This is a genomic window from Streptomyces sp. AHU1 (genome assembly GCF_045343905.1).
Classification (GTDB): Bacteria; Actinomycetota; Actinomycetes; order Streptomycetales; family Streptomycetaceae; genus Streptomyces; species Streptomyces triticiradicis.
In genome coordinates, this window is sequence record NZ_CP174283.1 from 1,202,183 (window position 1) to 1,215,574 (window position 13,392).

At 71.0% G+C, this 13,392-nt stretch carries 10 protein-coding genes; 5 read left to right on the forward strand and 5 right to left on the reverse strand.

Going from position 1 to position 13,392, the window contains the following annotated elements:
* Positions 1-2: 2 nt before the first annotated feature.
* The 4 genes from ACICHK_RS05580 to ACICHK_RS05595 all read right to left on the reverse strand — a co-directional run bounded on the left by ACICHK_RS05580 (position 3) and on the right by ACICHK_RS05595 (position 8,104).
* Entirely contained in the window at positions 3-2,750 is a 2,748-nt protein-coding gene (locus tag ACICHK_RS05580) for a beta-ketoacyl synthase N-terminal-like domain-containing protein (RefSeq protein ID WP_406835981.1), read from the reverse strand.
* Positions 2,743-5,844, reverse strand: a complete 3,102-nt coding sequence (locus tag ACICHK_RS05585) for a non-ribosomal peptide synthetase (RefSeq protein ID WP_406835982.1) — start codon at positions 5,842-5,844, stop codon at positions 2,743-2,745. The genes ACICHK_RS05580 and ACICHK_RS05585 overlap by 8 nt, the downstream gene beginning before the upstream one ends.
* A 51-nt stretch (positions 5,845-5,895) precedes the next feature.
* On the reverse strand, positions 5,896-6,672 hold the full coding sequence (locus ACICHK_RS05590; RefSeq protein WP_406835984.1) for an SDR family NAD(P)-dependent oxidoreductase: 777 nt from the start codon (positions 6,670-6,672) through the stop codon (positions 5,896-5,898).
* Between the two features lie 244 nt (positions 6,673-6,916).
* Complete coding sequence (locus ACICHK_RS05595; RefSeq protein WP_406835985.1) at positions 6,917-8,104, reverse strand: aminotransferase class I/II-fold pyridoxal phosphate-dependent enzyme; 1,188 nt, start codon at positions 8,102-8,104, stop codon at positions 6,917-6,919.
* 658 nt (positions 8,105-8,762) lie between these two features.
* Between ACICHK_RS05595 and ACICHK_RS05600 the strand changes: the two genes are divergently transcribed.
* Together ACICHK_RS05600 and ACICHK_RS05605 are read left to right on the forward strand one after the other, a co-directional pair.
* On the forward strand, positions 8,763-9,206 hold the full coding sequence (locus ACICHK_RS05600; RefSeq protein WP_406835986.1) for an SRPBCC family protein: 444 nt from the start codon (positions 8,763-8,765) through the stop codon (positions 9,204-9,206).
* Positions 9,207-9,241: 35 nt separating this feature from the next.
* On the forward strand, positions 9,242-10,261 hold the full coding sequence (locus ACICHK_RS05605) for a fatty acid desaturase family protein (protein ID WP_406835987.1): 1,020 nt from the start codon (positions 9,242-9,244) through the stop codon (positions 10,259-10,261).
* On the opposite strand, the gene ACICHK_RS05610 is transcribed toward ACICHK_RS05605, so the two are convergent.
* The gene (locus tag ACICHK_RS05610; RefSeq protein WP_406835988.1) at positions 10,221-10,856 is read right to left on the reverse strand and encodes a TetR/AcrR family transcriptional regulator; all 636 of its coding nucleotides are present in this window, start codon (positions 10,854-10,856) and stop codon (positions 10,221-10,223) included. The genes ACICHK_RS05605 and ACICHK_RS05610 overlap by 41 nt on opposite strands.
* Positions 10,857-11,025: 169 nt before the next feature.
* On the opposite strand from ACICHK_RS05610, the gene ACICHK_RS05615 reads away from it, so the two are divergent.
* The 3 genes from ACICHK_RS05615 to ACICHK_RS05625 are packed head-to-tail and all read left to right on the forward strand — an operon-like array spanning position 11,026 to position 13,387.
* Positions 11,026-11,766 (forward strand): thioesterase II family protein, encoded by a 741-nt coding sequence (locus ACICHK_RS05615; protein WP_406835989.1) that lies wholly within the window; start codon positions 11,026-11,028, stop codon positions 11,764-11,766.
* 15 nt (positions 11,767-11,781) lie between these two features.
* Entirely contained in the window at positions 11,782-12,612 is an 831-nt protein-coding gene (locus ACICHK_RS05620; protein WP_406835990.1) for a hypothetical protein, read from the forward strand.
* Positions 12,605-13,387, forward strand: a complete 783-nt coding sequence (locus tag ACICHK_RS05625) for an LLM class flavin-dependent oxidoreductase (RefSeq protein WP_406835991.1) — start codon at positions 12,605-12,607, stop codon at positions 13,385-13,387. Before ACICHK_RS05620 ends, ACICHK_RS05625 begins: the two co-directional genes overlap by 8 nt.
* Positions 13,388-13,392 lie beyond the last annotated feature (5 nt).

The window sequence follows — 13,392 nt, forward strand, 5'->3', positions numbered from 1 at the left end:
CCTCACCGCTTCCGGTAGCGGGCGACGGCGTCGTCGAAGGCCGCGGCCAGCGCGGTGATCCGCTCGCCGTCCTCGAACATGGTGAAGTGGTGGCCGGGGACCTTCTGCACCCGCAGCCGGCCGGTGATGTGGTCCTGCCACAGCGACTTGTCGCGCACGTTGATGCGCAGCGCGTCGAGCAGTTCCTCCGGCTCGCACTCCTCGGCCTGGAGGAGGAGGACGTCGCCGTCGAAGCGGCGATCGGGGTAGTAGGACTTGAGCATGTCGTGGTTGGCCTGCCAGATCGTCAGGAAGCCCTCCTCGCGAAGGATGTCGAGGTCGATCCCGCGCATCAGGGAGGTCTGGTCGGACAGCACGTCGAACGCCGCGTCGAACTCGCGCGGGCTCAGCCGTCCGCCGACGTAGCTCTCGGGCACATGGGTGTCGAGCATCAGGACCGGGCCGACCTCCTCGCCCGCGGCCTGGAGTTGCAGGGCCATCTCGAAGGCGACGTTGCCGCCGAAGGAGTAGCCGCCGAGCCGGTAGGGGCCCTGCGGCTGCGCCGTGCGGACCCGCTCGACGTACAGGGCGGCGAGTTCGCGCAGGGTGCGCGGCCGGCCGGCGTCCGTGCGGGCGGGGAAGGGCAGGGCGGTCAGCGGGACGGTGGAGTGCGAGTGTTCGGCGAGCTTGACGTACAGCAGGTTGGTACCGCCCGCCGGGTGCACGAGGAAGAGGGGTGTGCCGTCTCCCTCGCGGACGGTGACCAGCTCCTGTCCGGTCGCTTCGCCGGCCTGTGCGGCCTGCACGGCCTCGGCCATCCGGGCAGGGGTGCGCAGGGTGGCGAAGTCGTCGAGTTCCAGGGTGACGCCGAACCGGCCGCGGAAGACGCTGACGATCTCGACCGCGAGCAGGGAGTCGCCGCCGAGGTCGTGGTAGTCGTCGTCGGGGGCGATCCCGCGGACACCGAGGTGCTCCTCCAGCACGGCGGTGATCTGCTCCAGCAGGCCGCCGTCGGTGCCGGTCTCCGTCGCGGTGGCGGCGGAGGCCGGCACCGGAGCGCCGGGCAGAGGCTCGGTGGCCTGCTGCGGCTGCACCGGCCGGGGGGTCTCCGGCTCGATCCAGTGGCGCTGGGGGCGCAGGGGGTGACCCGGCAGGGAGATCTTGCGAGCGGAGGCGAACGGGGTTTCCTCGGAAGGAAGTTGTCCGTTGGGCCCGTTGGCCGCGAGCCGGTCGAGTCCGGCCCGTACGTCGGCGAGGTCAGCGGCGATGAAGGTGTGGGTCACCGAGTGCCGGGTGCGGCCCGTGGCCAAGGTGTGGGCGAGGTCGACGAGTCGGATGCCGGGGTGCTCGTCGAGGTGGGCGCGCAGTAGCCGGGCGAGGTCGGTGAGAGCCTCCGCGTCGCGTGCGGACAGGACGATCGGGTACGGCGTCGCCGGGTGGTGCTCCTCGGTGGGCTCAGCGGCCGGTGCCCGCGACAGAACGGCGTGTGCGTTGGTCCCGCCGATCCCGAAGGAGCTGACCGCGGCGGCCGACAGCGGTTCGGCGTCAAAGCGAACCTCGGCGCGCGGCACCTCGTACGGCAGCCGGTCCAGGCCCAGGTAGGGGTTGGGTTCACCGATGTTGATCTGCGGCGGCACCGTCTGGTGGTGCAGTACGAGGGCGGTCTTGATCAGTCCGGTGACGCCGGCGGCCGCGTCCAGGTGGCCGAGGTTGGCCTTGAGGCTGCCGATGAGGGTGTCCCCGGCGGGAGTGCCCTCGGCGCGGTACGCGGCGGCGAGCGAGCTCAGTTCGAGCGGGTCGCCCACCGCCGTACCGGTGCCGTGGGTCTCGATGTAGCCGATGTCGCCGACCGGGACGCCGGAAACCTCGATCGCCCGGCGGATGACGGCCTGCTGGCCCGCGGTGCCCGGCGCGGTGAAGCCAATCTTGGCGGAGCCGTCGTTGTTGAGGGCGCTGCCGCGGATGACGGCGTAGACCCGGTCGCCGTCGCGGCGGGCGTCGGCCAGCCGCTTGAGGACGACGACGCCGCAGCCGTTGCCCTTGACGGTGCCGGAGGACTCCGCGTCGAAGACCCGGCAGTGCCCGTCGCGGGAGAGGATCCCGCCTTCCTGGTAGTCGTATCCGGCGGTCTGCGGGAAAGAGATGCTCACGCCCCCCGCAAGCGCCGCATCCACCTCGCCGTCGTTCAGGGACCGGCAGGCCAGGTGCACCGCGGTCAGCGAGCTGGAGCAGGCCGTCTGCACGCTCATCGCCGGTCCGCGCAGGCCGAGTTTGTAGGCGACGCGGGTGGCGAGGAAGTCCTTGTCGTTGCCGAGCAGGACCGGATAGGTCAGCATGTCGTCCGCGTGTTCGGCGGAGCGCAGGACGTGGAAGAGCAGGTACGTGGACAGGCTTCCGGCCGCGTAGACGGCCACGTTGGCGCCGCCCCCGGTGACCAGGCCCGCGTCCTCGGCTGCTTCCCAGGCACAGGTGAGGAACACCCGCTGCTGGGGGTCCATCAGTCGCGCGTCGCGCGGGGTGATGCCGAAGAAGTCGGCGTCGAAGAGGTCGGCATCGGCGAGATCGGCGCCGTAGGGCACCCGGGTGGGCGCGTCCGCGTCCGCCGGGCTCACTCCGGCGTCCGCCATCTCCTCGGCGGTGAAGCGCCGTACGGCCTCGCGTCCGGAGCGCAGCAGCTCCCACAGTTCGGGCACGCTCGCAGCGCCCGGGAACCGGCCGGCCATGCCGACGACGGCTATCGGGCCGGTGAGCGGATCGGTGCGGTCAGGCATGAGTGGTCCCCCGTATGGCGTCGATGTGCGCGGCGAGCTGCCGCGTGGTGGTGTGCGTGAACAGCTCGATCATTTCGAGCCCTTCGACACCGAACCGTTCCTGAAGGCGCTGGTACACCTCGACGACGTGCATGGACGAGCCGCCGATGTCGAAGAAGTTGTCGTCGGGCCCGAACCGCGCCCCCGGCAGCACGCTGCGCCACACGTCCTGGACGGCGTCGGAGGTGGAGCCGGCCGTGGTGGGACTCGGTGCGGCGTCGGCGGCCGACGGTGGCCAGGGCAGCGCCCGTTCGTCGACCTTGCCGTTGACGGTCAGCGGCAGGGCGTCCACCCGGACGATGCGCGACGGCATCATGTAGGGCGGCAGCAGCCGGCGCAGCACGGAGCGCACCTCCCCGTCGCCGGGCAGCCCGTCACCGGCGAGGAAGGCCACGAGCGCGGGATGCTCCGGGTCCCGCTCGTCGAGGCGTACGGCGCACTCCTGCGCGCCCGGCAGGGACAGCAGCGCGGACTCGATCTCGCCCAACTCGATCCGGAAACCGCGCAGTTGGACCTGTCTGTCGATACGTCCCAGGTGCACCAGAGAGCCGTCGGGACGGACCACGCCCAGGTCGCCGGAGCGGTAGACGGCCGCTCCGCCCCGCACCGGGAAGCGCTCCGCGGTCAGTTCGGGGCGGGCCAGATAACCGCGGGTGACACCGGCGCCGCCGACGACCATCTCACCGGGCACGCCGACCGGGCACAGGTGCCCGTCCTCGTCCACGACGCGCACCGTCAGGTCCGACAGCGGCCGTCCGATCGCGGAGGCCGACTCGTACTGCGCGTCCTGCTCGGTGACCGGGTGGAAGGTGACGTGCACGGTCGTCTCGGTGATGCCGTACATGTTGACCAGCCGGGTGCGCCGACCCATGAGTTCGAACCAGGGCTGGAGGGCCGCGTAGCGCAGCGCCTCGCCGCCGAAGACGACGTACCGCAGGCCCAGCGCGTCGCGGTGCTCCGGGCGCAGCACCTTCAGCAGTTGGCCGAACGCGGACGGAGTCTGGTTGAGGACGGTGACCTGCTCCCGCACGAGGAAGTCGCGGAAGGAGTCGGGCGACTTGGCGACGGTGTCCGGGACGACGGCCAGCCGGCCGCCGTACAGCAGCGCGCCGAAGATCTCCCAGACGGAGAAGTCGAAGGCGTAGGAGTGGAACAGGCTCCACACGTCGCGCGGTCCGAAGCCGAAGTGCTCCTCGGTCGAGCGCATCAGCCGCATCACGTTGCGGTGGGTCACCTGGACGCCCTTGGGACGGCCGGTGGAACCGGAGGTGAAGATGACGTACGCGTCGTCGTCCGGGTCGGCCGGGCGGGACGGCACCGAGCCGCCGGGGCCGGGGGCGAGGAGGCGGTCGGCGTCGAGGGCGGTGACGCCGAGCCCCTGCCAGCGGCTCTCGTCCTCCACGACGGGCAGGCCGTCGGGGAAGCTGTGCAGGATCTGCTCGATGCGCGCGGCGGGCGAGCCCGGGTCCAGCGGCACATAGGTCTTGCGGGCCTTGAGGACGCCGAGGATCGCGGCGATCAGTGCGGTGCCCCGGCGCATGGCGATGCCCACATGCTGTCCGGGCACTTCCCGCACCAGCCGCCCGGCGATCCGGTCGGACGCCTCGTCCAGCTGGGCGTACGTCAGCCGGTCCTCGCCCGCGCTCACCGCGGTGCGGCCGGGGAAGCGGCGGACGATCTTGCTGAACCAGTCGTCCAGCGACCGGTCGACCGCGTACGCCGGGCGGGCCCGGTGCGGGTTGACGAGGTAGTCGAGCTCGGCCTCGGCCCGGGCGTCGAGGGCCGGGATGTCGGTGACGGCGACGCCGGGGTCGTCGCGGACGCTGTCGAGGACGGTGCGCATCACGGCCAGCGGATCGGTGGCCCACTGCTCGTGCGAGCACTCGACGTTGACGGTGAAGGAGCGGCCGAAGTCCTCCACGTTCATGGAGAGCGGGTACTTCACCAGACGCCGCGGCTGGATGAGCCACTCCACCTCGCAGCCCTCCAGACGCGGCTGGAGCGGCTCCTTGTAGTAGGTGAAGGTGCTGTCGGTGCTCAGGATACCGCCGACGGCCTGCGGGCAGACCTCGCGGGCCGCGGCGGCCAGGTCGAAGGACTGGTGGCGCAGCATGCCGGTTGTGGTGGCCTGGACGGAGCGGCACAGGTCGGCGAAGGTGTCGTGCCCGGTGAGGTCGACGGCCAGCGGGAGGGTGTTGACGAAGTACCCGAACGACTGCCGTTGCCGTAGTCCGCGCCGGCCCGCCAGGGGCAGCCCGGTGACCAGCTGCCGGCCGCCGGTCACCCGGGCGTAGGTCACCAGGTAGGCGGCGAGGAAGTAGGAGAAGGGGGTGCAGCCGAGTTCCTTGGCCTGCTCCCGGATGCGGCCGCTGGTCTCGGCGTCCAGGCGTAGCCGCCGCTCCTCGCCCAGCAGGCTTCCGTCGGAGGCGCGGCGGCCCTGGAGGCGGTCGTCGCCGAAGGTGGTGAGGTGCTCCAGTTGCTTGCGGAAGAACGCGATCGCGTCGGGCCGCGGGGGGAGGGTGGGCACGAGCTCGGAGGGCTCGTCCCGGGTGGCCGGGGAGAGCTCGGCGTCCGGGTCGGCGTACAGGCGCTCCAGCTCCGCGACGAAGTTGAAGTAGGAGTAGCCGTCCATGACGATGTGCGAGAACAGCAGGGCCGCGTAGACGGCGTGGTCGTCCTGGTAGAGCGTGAAGTGGTACTGCGTGGGGGCGTCCGGCGGCAGCGGGGTGTCGGCGCGCTCGGCCAGGCGCCGGGCGACCTCGCCGCGCTGGTCGCCGCTGAGCCGGATCAGCGGGACGTCCTCGGCGCGCGGCTCGGGTGCGGGCCGGTGTAACGCGAGGACCTGGCCGTCACGCTGTTCGAAGACGGTGTTGAGGGCGCGGACGCCGCGGCCGAGCCGGGCGAGCGCCATGCGCAGCCGGGCGAGGTCCACGGGTCCGGTGATGCGGTAGGCACCGGCGAGGTTGAAGGCCGCGTTGTTGGTGAAGAGCTGGCTGTGGGTGTGGAGCTTCAGCTGCGCCGGGGTGGCCGGCCGTGCTGAGCGGCGCTCGGTCATGCTGTCTCTCTCTTCGTCGGTCTGTTCGTCGGTGCGCCGGGGACGGGCCGGTCAGTGCGCCGGTTTGCTGATGTCCCAGGCGGCGACGCGCGAGAGGCCGCGCGGCAGATGGCGCAGGCCCCAGGCAGCGATCTTGTAACGGATGCTGGGGATGCTGACGACCGTGCCCTTCTCGAGGTCCGCGAGCGCGGCGCGCACCACGTCGTCAGCGCTGAGCCACAACCAGGGCGCGGGGAACGTGGTGGGGATCCCGGCGCGCTGGTGGAACTCGGTGCGGGTGTAGCCGGGCAGCAGGGCCGTCATCCGGACCCCGGCCGAGGTGACCTGGTGGGAGGTGGCGAGGGACTCGGTGAAGGCGAGGATCCACGCCTTGCTGGCCGGGTAGGTGGAGCTGAGCCAGGCCGGGCCGAGTGCGGCGACGCTGGCCACGTTGAGAATGGCTCCGGCGCGGCGCTCGGTCATCACGGCCAGGGCCGCGTTCGTCAGCCGGAGCACGGCGCGGACGTTGAGGTCGAGCAAGCGCTCCTCAGCAGCGATACCCGTGGTGAGGAAGGGCCGTTCGTGGCCGATGCCGGCGTTGTTGACGAGCAGGTCGACGGCGGGCGCGGCCTCCAGACGCGCGGTGACCGCGTCGCAGCCCTCGTCACTGGTCAGGTCGGCCGCGATGACCTCGACCTCGACCCCCTCCTCGCGCAGGTCCTCGGCGCGCTCCTTGAGATCGGTCTCGGAGCGCGCGACCAGCACCAGGTCGTATCCCTGCGTCGCGAGACGGCGGGCGAAGGCGCTCCCCAGTCCGGCGGTGGCTCCGGTGACGAGGGCGGTGGGCATGGTGGTGCCTCCCAGTCGTGGCTGGTGGGTACGGGTGGCTGGATCACGCCTGTCGGCGGGGGCCCGTGGTGGGCGGAACGCCCGTGTCGGACAGGCGGCTTCGGCGCGCGACGCCATGGGCGGACAGGCGGGCTGTGACGGCGGGCGGAACGCCCTTGGTGGGCGGGCGGCTTGCGGTGGAGGCGACACCCCTGACGGGCGTACGGCCCGGGGTGGACAGGATTCCTTTGGCGGAGGCTTGTCCTCAGACCGTGGCGGGCTGCCCCAGCACCCGTTCCCGTACGGCGGCGAAGCCGGCCACCGCGCGGTCGAGGTGCTCCTGTGTCTGCACGGCCGTGTAGCTGGTGCGCAGCCGGGGTGAGGCGGCGGGCGGGAGCACGGCGTTGACGTACACCCCTTCTTCGATGAGCAGGTTCCAGGCGTGCAGGGTGGCCAGTTCGTCGCCGGTGTCGACGGGCACGATGGGGGTGGTTCCGGTGCCGACCCGGTAGCCCAGCGCGGTGAGTTCGCGGCGCATGTGGGCGGCGTTGTCGGACACGGCCGTGCAGCGCCAGGGCTCGTCGCGCAGGATGCGCAGGGATTCCAGGGCCGCGGCGGCGTTGGCGGGGCTGGCGCTGGCGGAGAACATCAGCGCACGGGCGTGATGGCGGAGGTATTCGATGACCGCCTCGTCGCCGAGGACCGCGCCGCCGATGGAACCGAATGCCTTGGAGAAGGTGAGCGTGATCAGCGGGACCTGGTCGGTGAGGCCGAAATGGGAGCAGGTGCCGCGGCCCTTGTCGAGCACACCGGCGCCATGGGCGTCGTCGACGAGCAGGGTGGCGCCGAACTCCTCGCAGATGTCGACGATCTCGGGCAGCGGGCACAGGTCGCCCTCCATGCTGTAGACGCCGTCGACCACGACGAGCACTCCGCCTCGGTGACTGGTGCGGCGCAGCTTGTCGGCGAGGTCGGCGGTGTCGTTGTGCGCGAACCACTGGATCTTGGCGCGGCTGAGCCGGGCGGCGTCGATCAGGGAGGCGTGAGCCTCCTTGTCGATGAGGATCAGGTCGCCCGGTCCGCACAGCCCGGCGACGGCCCCGAGGTTGGCCTGGTAGCCAGTGGTCAGCACCAGCGCGGCGGGTTTGCCCAAGAAGTCGGCGAGCTCCCGCTCCAGCCGGTCGTGCAGGTCGAGATTGCCGTTGAGGAAGCGCGAGCCGGTGCACCCGGCGCCGTAGCGGGCCGAGGCCTCGGCAGCGGCCGCGACGACCCGCGGGTCGGTACTCAGCCCCAGATAGTCGTTGGAGCCGCACATCACCACCTCCCGGCCGCCGGCCATGCGAGCGACACCCGCGTCCCGCGCGTCGAAGTTGAGGAAGTACGGGTAGAGGCCGGCGTTCCTGGCGTCGCGAGCCCGCGTATAGGAAGCGCATTTGTCTATGAGGAGGCTCAATTCTCATCCACCTTTTCGAAGATCGTAGGAAGGCACGGAAAAGGTCGGCCGCGGAATTCGTAATTCCATCTCCCGAACAACCATGTGAAGAATGCTGGACACGGTTGTCAGTTCCCGTGGCGGCACCGCTGCCGACCCATCGGATACAGGGGGGAGAGGTAATGGATCACGCTCCGCGCGCTCGGCACGGAATTCACTCATCGGCCGGTTCGGTCCCAGCTGTTCCAGAGCAGCTGAAGGACGGACGCGACGTCACAGAGCGCGTTCCCGACAGCGCTCGCAATCTTGTGCATATATCCCCCTGGTTCGACCAGAAGGGGACGCGTCACAGGTCGGCACGTGCCGATCCGGACGCACCACCCCCGTGGGTACGCCTTTGACGTGCAAGAACGGTCACAGAGCCGAAGCCCAGAACGATCCGTCTCGTTCTAAGCTACGTTCGCAATCCCGATCGCGTCAAGTGACACTCTAGTGAATAGTTTCGCTTTAAATTAGCAGCGATAAGCGGAGCGCCGAAATCCACTTACCTCATTGCGCAGCCGACGGGGATGCCGCTACAGTCCGCCGGATCCAGGCCGGCGTCCGATTCCTTGAATCAAATTCATAATCTCAGGAGAGAGAGCCTGTGAAACGCCTGTGGAGACTGCAGGAGAGCATCATGATCGATGCGCCTCTCACGGATATCTACGCAGCCCTCACCCATCTTCCGAACATGGCCAAATGGAGCCCGGAATGCTTCTACGTATGGCATCGCGACAAAACGACACGTAAAGGGACCGGGTTCGTGGGATTCAATCGCAAGGGTCCCCTGGTGTGGTTCACGAACTGCCAGGTCACCGTGGCTGACGCGCCCCGCGAGTTCGCGTTCCGGGTCAGCACCTTCGGCCTGCCGGTGGCCCTGTGGGGTTACCGGTTGGAGCCGGAGGGCGAAGGGACCCGCGTCACCGAGTACTGGCAAGACCTGCGGAACGGGCCCGGCGCGCGCTTCACGGAGCTGCTCGGCCTGGTGTTCACCGGGACCCGCCCCACAGCCCGCGCGGCAGCCAACCGGGCCGGCATGCGCACCACGCTGCGGCGACTGAAGCAGGCCGTCGCGACGTGACCGCCCGACACACCGACAGAGAGGCAGTGCCGTTCATGACCCTCACGACGGACGAACGGTCCTTCGCACCGCTCAAGGAACGGATACGCGCCGAGGGCCTGCTCACCCCACGCCGAGGTTATTACGCGGCCAAGTTCACCACGAACACCGCCCTGCTGGCCGGCTCCTGGACCCTGTTCGCCCTGCTCGGCGACTCGTGGTGGCAGCTCGCTTGCGCCGTCCCGCTCGCCTTCGCCTACGGCCAGACCGGGCTGCTCGGCCATGACGTGGGCCACGCCCAGGTCACCCGCAGCAGACGGACCATGGAGATCGTCGGACTGCTGCACGGCAATGTCGCCCTGGGCTTCAGCTACGGCTGGTGGATGAGCCACCACACCCGCCATCACAACCACCCCAACCACCTCGACCTCGACCCGGACATCCTGCGCCGGGTGGTCGCCTTCTCCCCGCGCCAGGCGGAGGACGTCTCCCACCTGCGCGCCTTCGTCATCCGTCACCAGGCGCGGCTGTTCTTCCCGCTGCTCTGCCTGGAGTCGATCGGCCTGCGCATCGGTTCGGTCCTCGCCATCCGGCGCGGGGTGGTGCGCCGTCCGCGCCTGGAACTCACCCTGCTCGCGGTGCACGCGATCGCCTACGCCGCCGTGGTCCTCACCACCCTCTCCCCGCTTCCCGCCGTGCTGTTCGTGGCGGTGCACCAGGGCCTGTTCGGCGCCTATCTGGGGTGCGTCTTCGCCCCCAACCACAAGGGCATGCCGGTGCACGAGGGCGAGGAGCCCGACTGGCTCACCCGCCAGGTGCTGACCTCCCGCAACATCGTGAGCTCCCGCCTGCACGACTTCCTCTACGGCGGCCTCAACTACCAGATCGAGCACCACCTGTTCCCCACCATGCCCCGGCCGCATCTGCGTCGCTGCCGGCTTCTGGTGCGGGAGTACTGCGCCGAGATCGGCCTGCCGTACTACGAGGTCGGCGCCGCCCGTTCCTACCGCGAGGTCCTCGCACACCTCGACGAGGTCACCCGCGCCGTCGCCCGGTCCGCTCCCGCGCCGCGCTGACGCCGTCGGCGAGCAGCGCGACCAGTTGGCCGGCGAAGTCGTCCGAGACCGGCCTGCGCCGTACCAGCAGTCTGATCCACAAGGCACCGGCGACAGCGTCGACGAGCAGGGCCGGATCGAGCTCGGCGGGCAGCTCGCCCCGCTCCACGGCCCGGGCGAACAGCGGCTGATGGCGTCCGAGCCGGTCGTCCAGGAACTGGGTGACCAGCTCGCGCATGGCGGGATGGCGTACGGCGCCCACCAGAGCGGCCTCCACCACCGCCCGCGTCTTCGGATCGGCAAGCAAGTCCTGCACCCGGGCGGCCATTTCGGTCAGGTCACCGGTGAGACTCCCCGTGTCGGGCAGGTCGAAGGCGAGCGTTCCGGAGTGCAGCAGGGCGTCGCGCAGGAGCTCAGACTTGGAGGGCCACCAGCGATAGATGGTGGTCTTGTTGACCCCGGAGCGCTGGGCGACCCCTTCGATGGTGAAGGCGTCGTACCCCCGCCCGGCCAGCAGTTCCAGACCGGCCGCGAAGATCTCCTCCTTGCGGCGGGGGCCGCTCCGCCCGCAGACCCGCTCCCGCTCCGCGCCGTTCTCCACCACTGTCGCCTCCATACCGGCCACCGACGCGCCAGGACACCAGACATCAACGCAACGTCGTGTTGCGTTGATGTTATCCGGACCTTAGGATCAAGAATTGCAACGCACCGTTGCGTTGCAATGTGTTGCACATGATGGAGTCGACGGCGCGTTCGCGCACGGTCCGGCGCCCAGGGGGAACCGCATGAACTCGACCGTCCGACTCGTCTGCCTGCCCTACGCGGGCGGCGGCGCCGACAGCTACCGGCCCTGGGCGTCCGCACTGCCCGAGGGCTGCGAGCTGATCGCCCCGGAGCTGCCCGGACACGGCCGCAGGCTGCCCGAGCGCCCCCTGGAACGCGCCGAGGACGTCGTCGCGGACCTGCTGCCGCGCCTCGGCGACCCGGCAGCTCCGCTGGTGGTGTTCGGGCACAGCATGGGCGGCCTGCTGGCGTACGAGCTGTGCGACGCCCTGGACCGGTCGGGCACTCCCCCGCAGGCGCTCGTCGTCTCCGCGATGGGCCCGCCCGACCTCCTCGACTCCGCGCGGAGCAACGCCCTCGCCGAAGATCCCGAGGCGCTCATGGACCATGTGGCAGGCCTGGGTTCCACCCCCTCCCCCGTGCTTGCCGATCCCGGGATGCGGGCGCTGGTGCTGCGTCCGCTCCAGGCGGACTTCCGTCTGCTGGGCCGCGCCCGGCGGACGGAGGTCCGCGAGGTCCCCGTCCCGTTGTACGCGCTCGCCGGTGACGGGGACCCCGTCCATCCACCGCACGAGGTGGCCGGCTGGCAGCGCCACGCACGGTTCTGGAAAGGCCTCAGGGTGCTGCCCGGCGACCATTTCTTCCCCTGGGCGAGCGACAGCGTGCCCCGCTTTCTGGGCGGGCTCGTGCGCTCGCTCGCCGCCGGACGCACACCGGCCCACGACCCGTACAAGACGAGCTGACCGAGGGACACCGCCATGCTGCACGCACCACCCGGGCGTCTGACGCTGGGCGTCCTACTGCCCACCCGACTCGACCATCCGTCCCAGGAGTTACTGGCCATGGAGGCGGAACGGGGCCGCGTCGACGCGCTCTTCGCGCCGGCCCCGCACACGGCCGAAGCGCCGGACCCCGTGACCCTGCTGTCCGGCCTCTCCGGGGCCACCGACCACATCGGGCTCGTCGCGGCCGGCTCGCCGAGCGGCTGGGAGCCGCACCAACTCGTCCGTCGGCACACCTCGTTGGACGTCCTCTCGACGGGCCGGGCCGGCTGGCACCTCACAGACCCGGCGGGGACGCCGGCCGACGAGGCCTTACGGCTGTGGACCGCCGCCCATCGCGACGGCACGCCCGGGGCCGTACCGCCCGTACAGCGGCAGCCGGTGCTCTTCCGCACCGATGAACCCGCCACCAGGGATACCTTCACCGCGCGGCACGCCGACGTCGTCCTCACCGCCCCGCGGGACCGACGCTCGGCCCGCCGCCGCTACGCCGCGATCGCGGACGGCGTCCGCGCGGCTGGCAGGAACCCCGAACACGTCCTCATCTGGAGCGAGTTGACGGTGTCGACCATGGACGGCCCCGCCCGTCTCGCGGACCACCTGCAGCGGTGCCACGAGGAACGTACGGCCGACGGCTTCCTGCTCTCCTTCCCCGAACAGCCGGGCCTGCTCGTCGACTTCGTCGACCACGTCGTCCCCGAGCTGTGGCGCCGCGGCCTGTTCCCCAACGCCTACGAGGGCCCGAACCTGCGCGCCACCCTCGGTCTGCCGGAGCACGCGCCCATCCCGGGAGGCGTCCATGCATGACCGACTTCCCGCTCCGGTGCACCTGTTGGCGGCCATGCCCGCCACCGTGACACCGGACCGGCCCGCCCGCGCGGGCCTCAGGGCGCTGGCCGACGCCGCGATCACCGCCGACCGGGCCGGTGTCGACGCCCTCGTCATCCGCGGGAGCGACCCGGCAGGGCGGCCCACGGTCGAGCCCACCGGCCTGCTCGCGGTGACCGCCGCCCGTACCGTCGCACTCGGCCTGGTCGCCGAGGCCTCTCCGGTCTCCTGCCCACCGGATCACCTGGCCCGTGAACTGGCCACGCTCGACTTCGTCTCCGAAGGCCGCGCCGGACTCCTGCTGGACGACGCAGGCGGACCGGACGCCGAGGACTACCTGGTGACCGTACGGCAGCACTTCCACGGCGACCCCGAGCGCCACCCGGTCGTCCTGACCACATGGACGCCGTCGACCGCCGACTGTCACGTGAGCGACGGGTCCGACAGTGCGCCCCTGCCACGTCTGAGGCCCGTGACCCTGCCGCGGACACCGTCGTCGGACCCCGAGGTGAACGCCGCGGCAAGCGCCGAGCTCCTGGAGGAGCTGATCCGTTCCGAGCGGCCGTACGGCCTGCTGCTCGACTTCCCCGCGGGGCCCGCCTCGCTGGAGGTCTTCACCCGCCTGACACTGCCCCTGCTGCGCGAGCGCCGGGTGCTGCCACCGCGCGCCGAACGTGTCCGCCGGACGCTGCGCGACCGGCTGGACCCCACGCGTCCCGCCCACACGTCCGACGCCGGCGCGGTGGCCCGGTGAAGACG

Excerpts from the sequence above, each read along its gene's own strand:
- ACICHK_RS05580 (WP_406835981.1), bottom strand. The coding sequence starts at position 2,750 with ATGCCTGACCGCACCGATCCGCTCACCGGCCCGATAGCCGTCGTCGGC.
- ACICHK_RS05600 (WP_406835986.1), top strand. The coding sequence starts at position 8,763 with ATGATCGATGCGCCTCTCACGGATATCTACGCAGCCCTCACCCATCTT.
- ACICHK_RS05605 (WP_406835987.1), top strand. The coding sequence starts at position 9,242 with ATGACCCTCACGACGGACGAACGGTCCTTCGCACCGCTCAAGGAACGG.
- ACICHK_RS05625 (WP_406835991.1), top strand. The coding sequence starts at position 12,605 with ATGCATGACCGACTTCCCGCTCCGGTGCACCTGTTGGCGGCCATGCCC.
- ACICHK_RS05610 (WP_406835988.1), bottom strand. The coding sequence starts at position 10,856 with ATGGAGGCGACAGTGGTGGAGAACGGCGCGGAGCGGGAGCGGGTCTGC.
- ACICHK_RS05590 (WP_406835984.1), bottom strand. The coding sequence starts at position 6,672 with ATGCCCACCGCCCTCGTCACCGGAGCCACCGCCGGACTGGGGAGCGCC.
- ACICHK_RS05620 (WP_406835990.1), top strand. The coding sequence starts at position 11,782 with ATGCTGCACGCACCACCCGGGCGTCTGACGCTGGGCGTCCTACTGCCC.
- ACICHK_RS05585 (WP_406835982.1), bottom strand. The coding sequence starts at position 5,844 with ATGACCGAGCGCCGCTCAGCACGGCCGGCCACCCCGGCGCAGCTGAAG.
- ACICHK_RS05615 (WP_406835989.1), top strand. The coding sequence starts at position 11,026 with ATGAACTCGACCGTCCGACTCGTCTGCCTGCCCTACGCGGGCGGCGGC.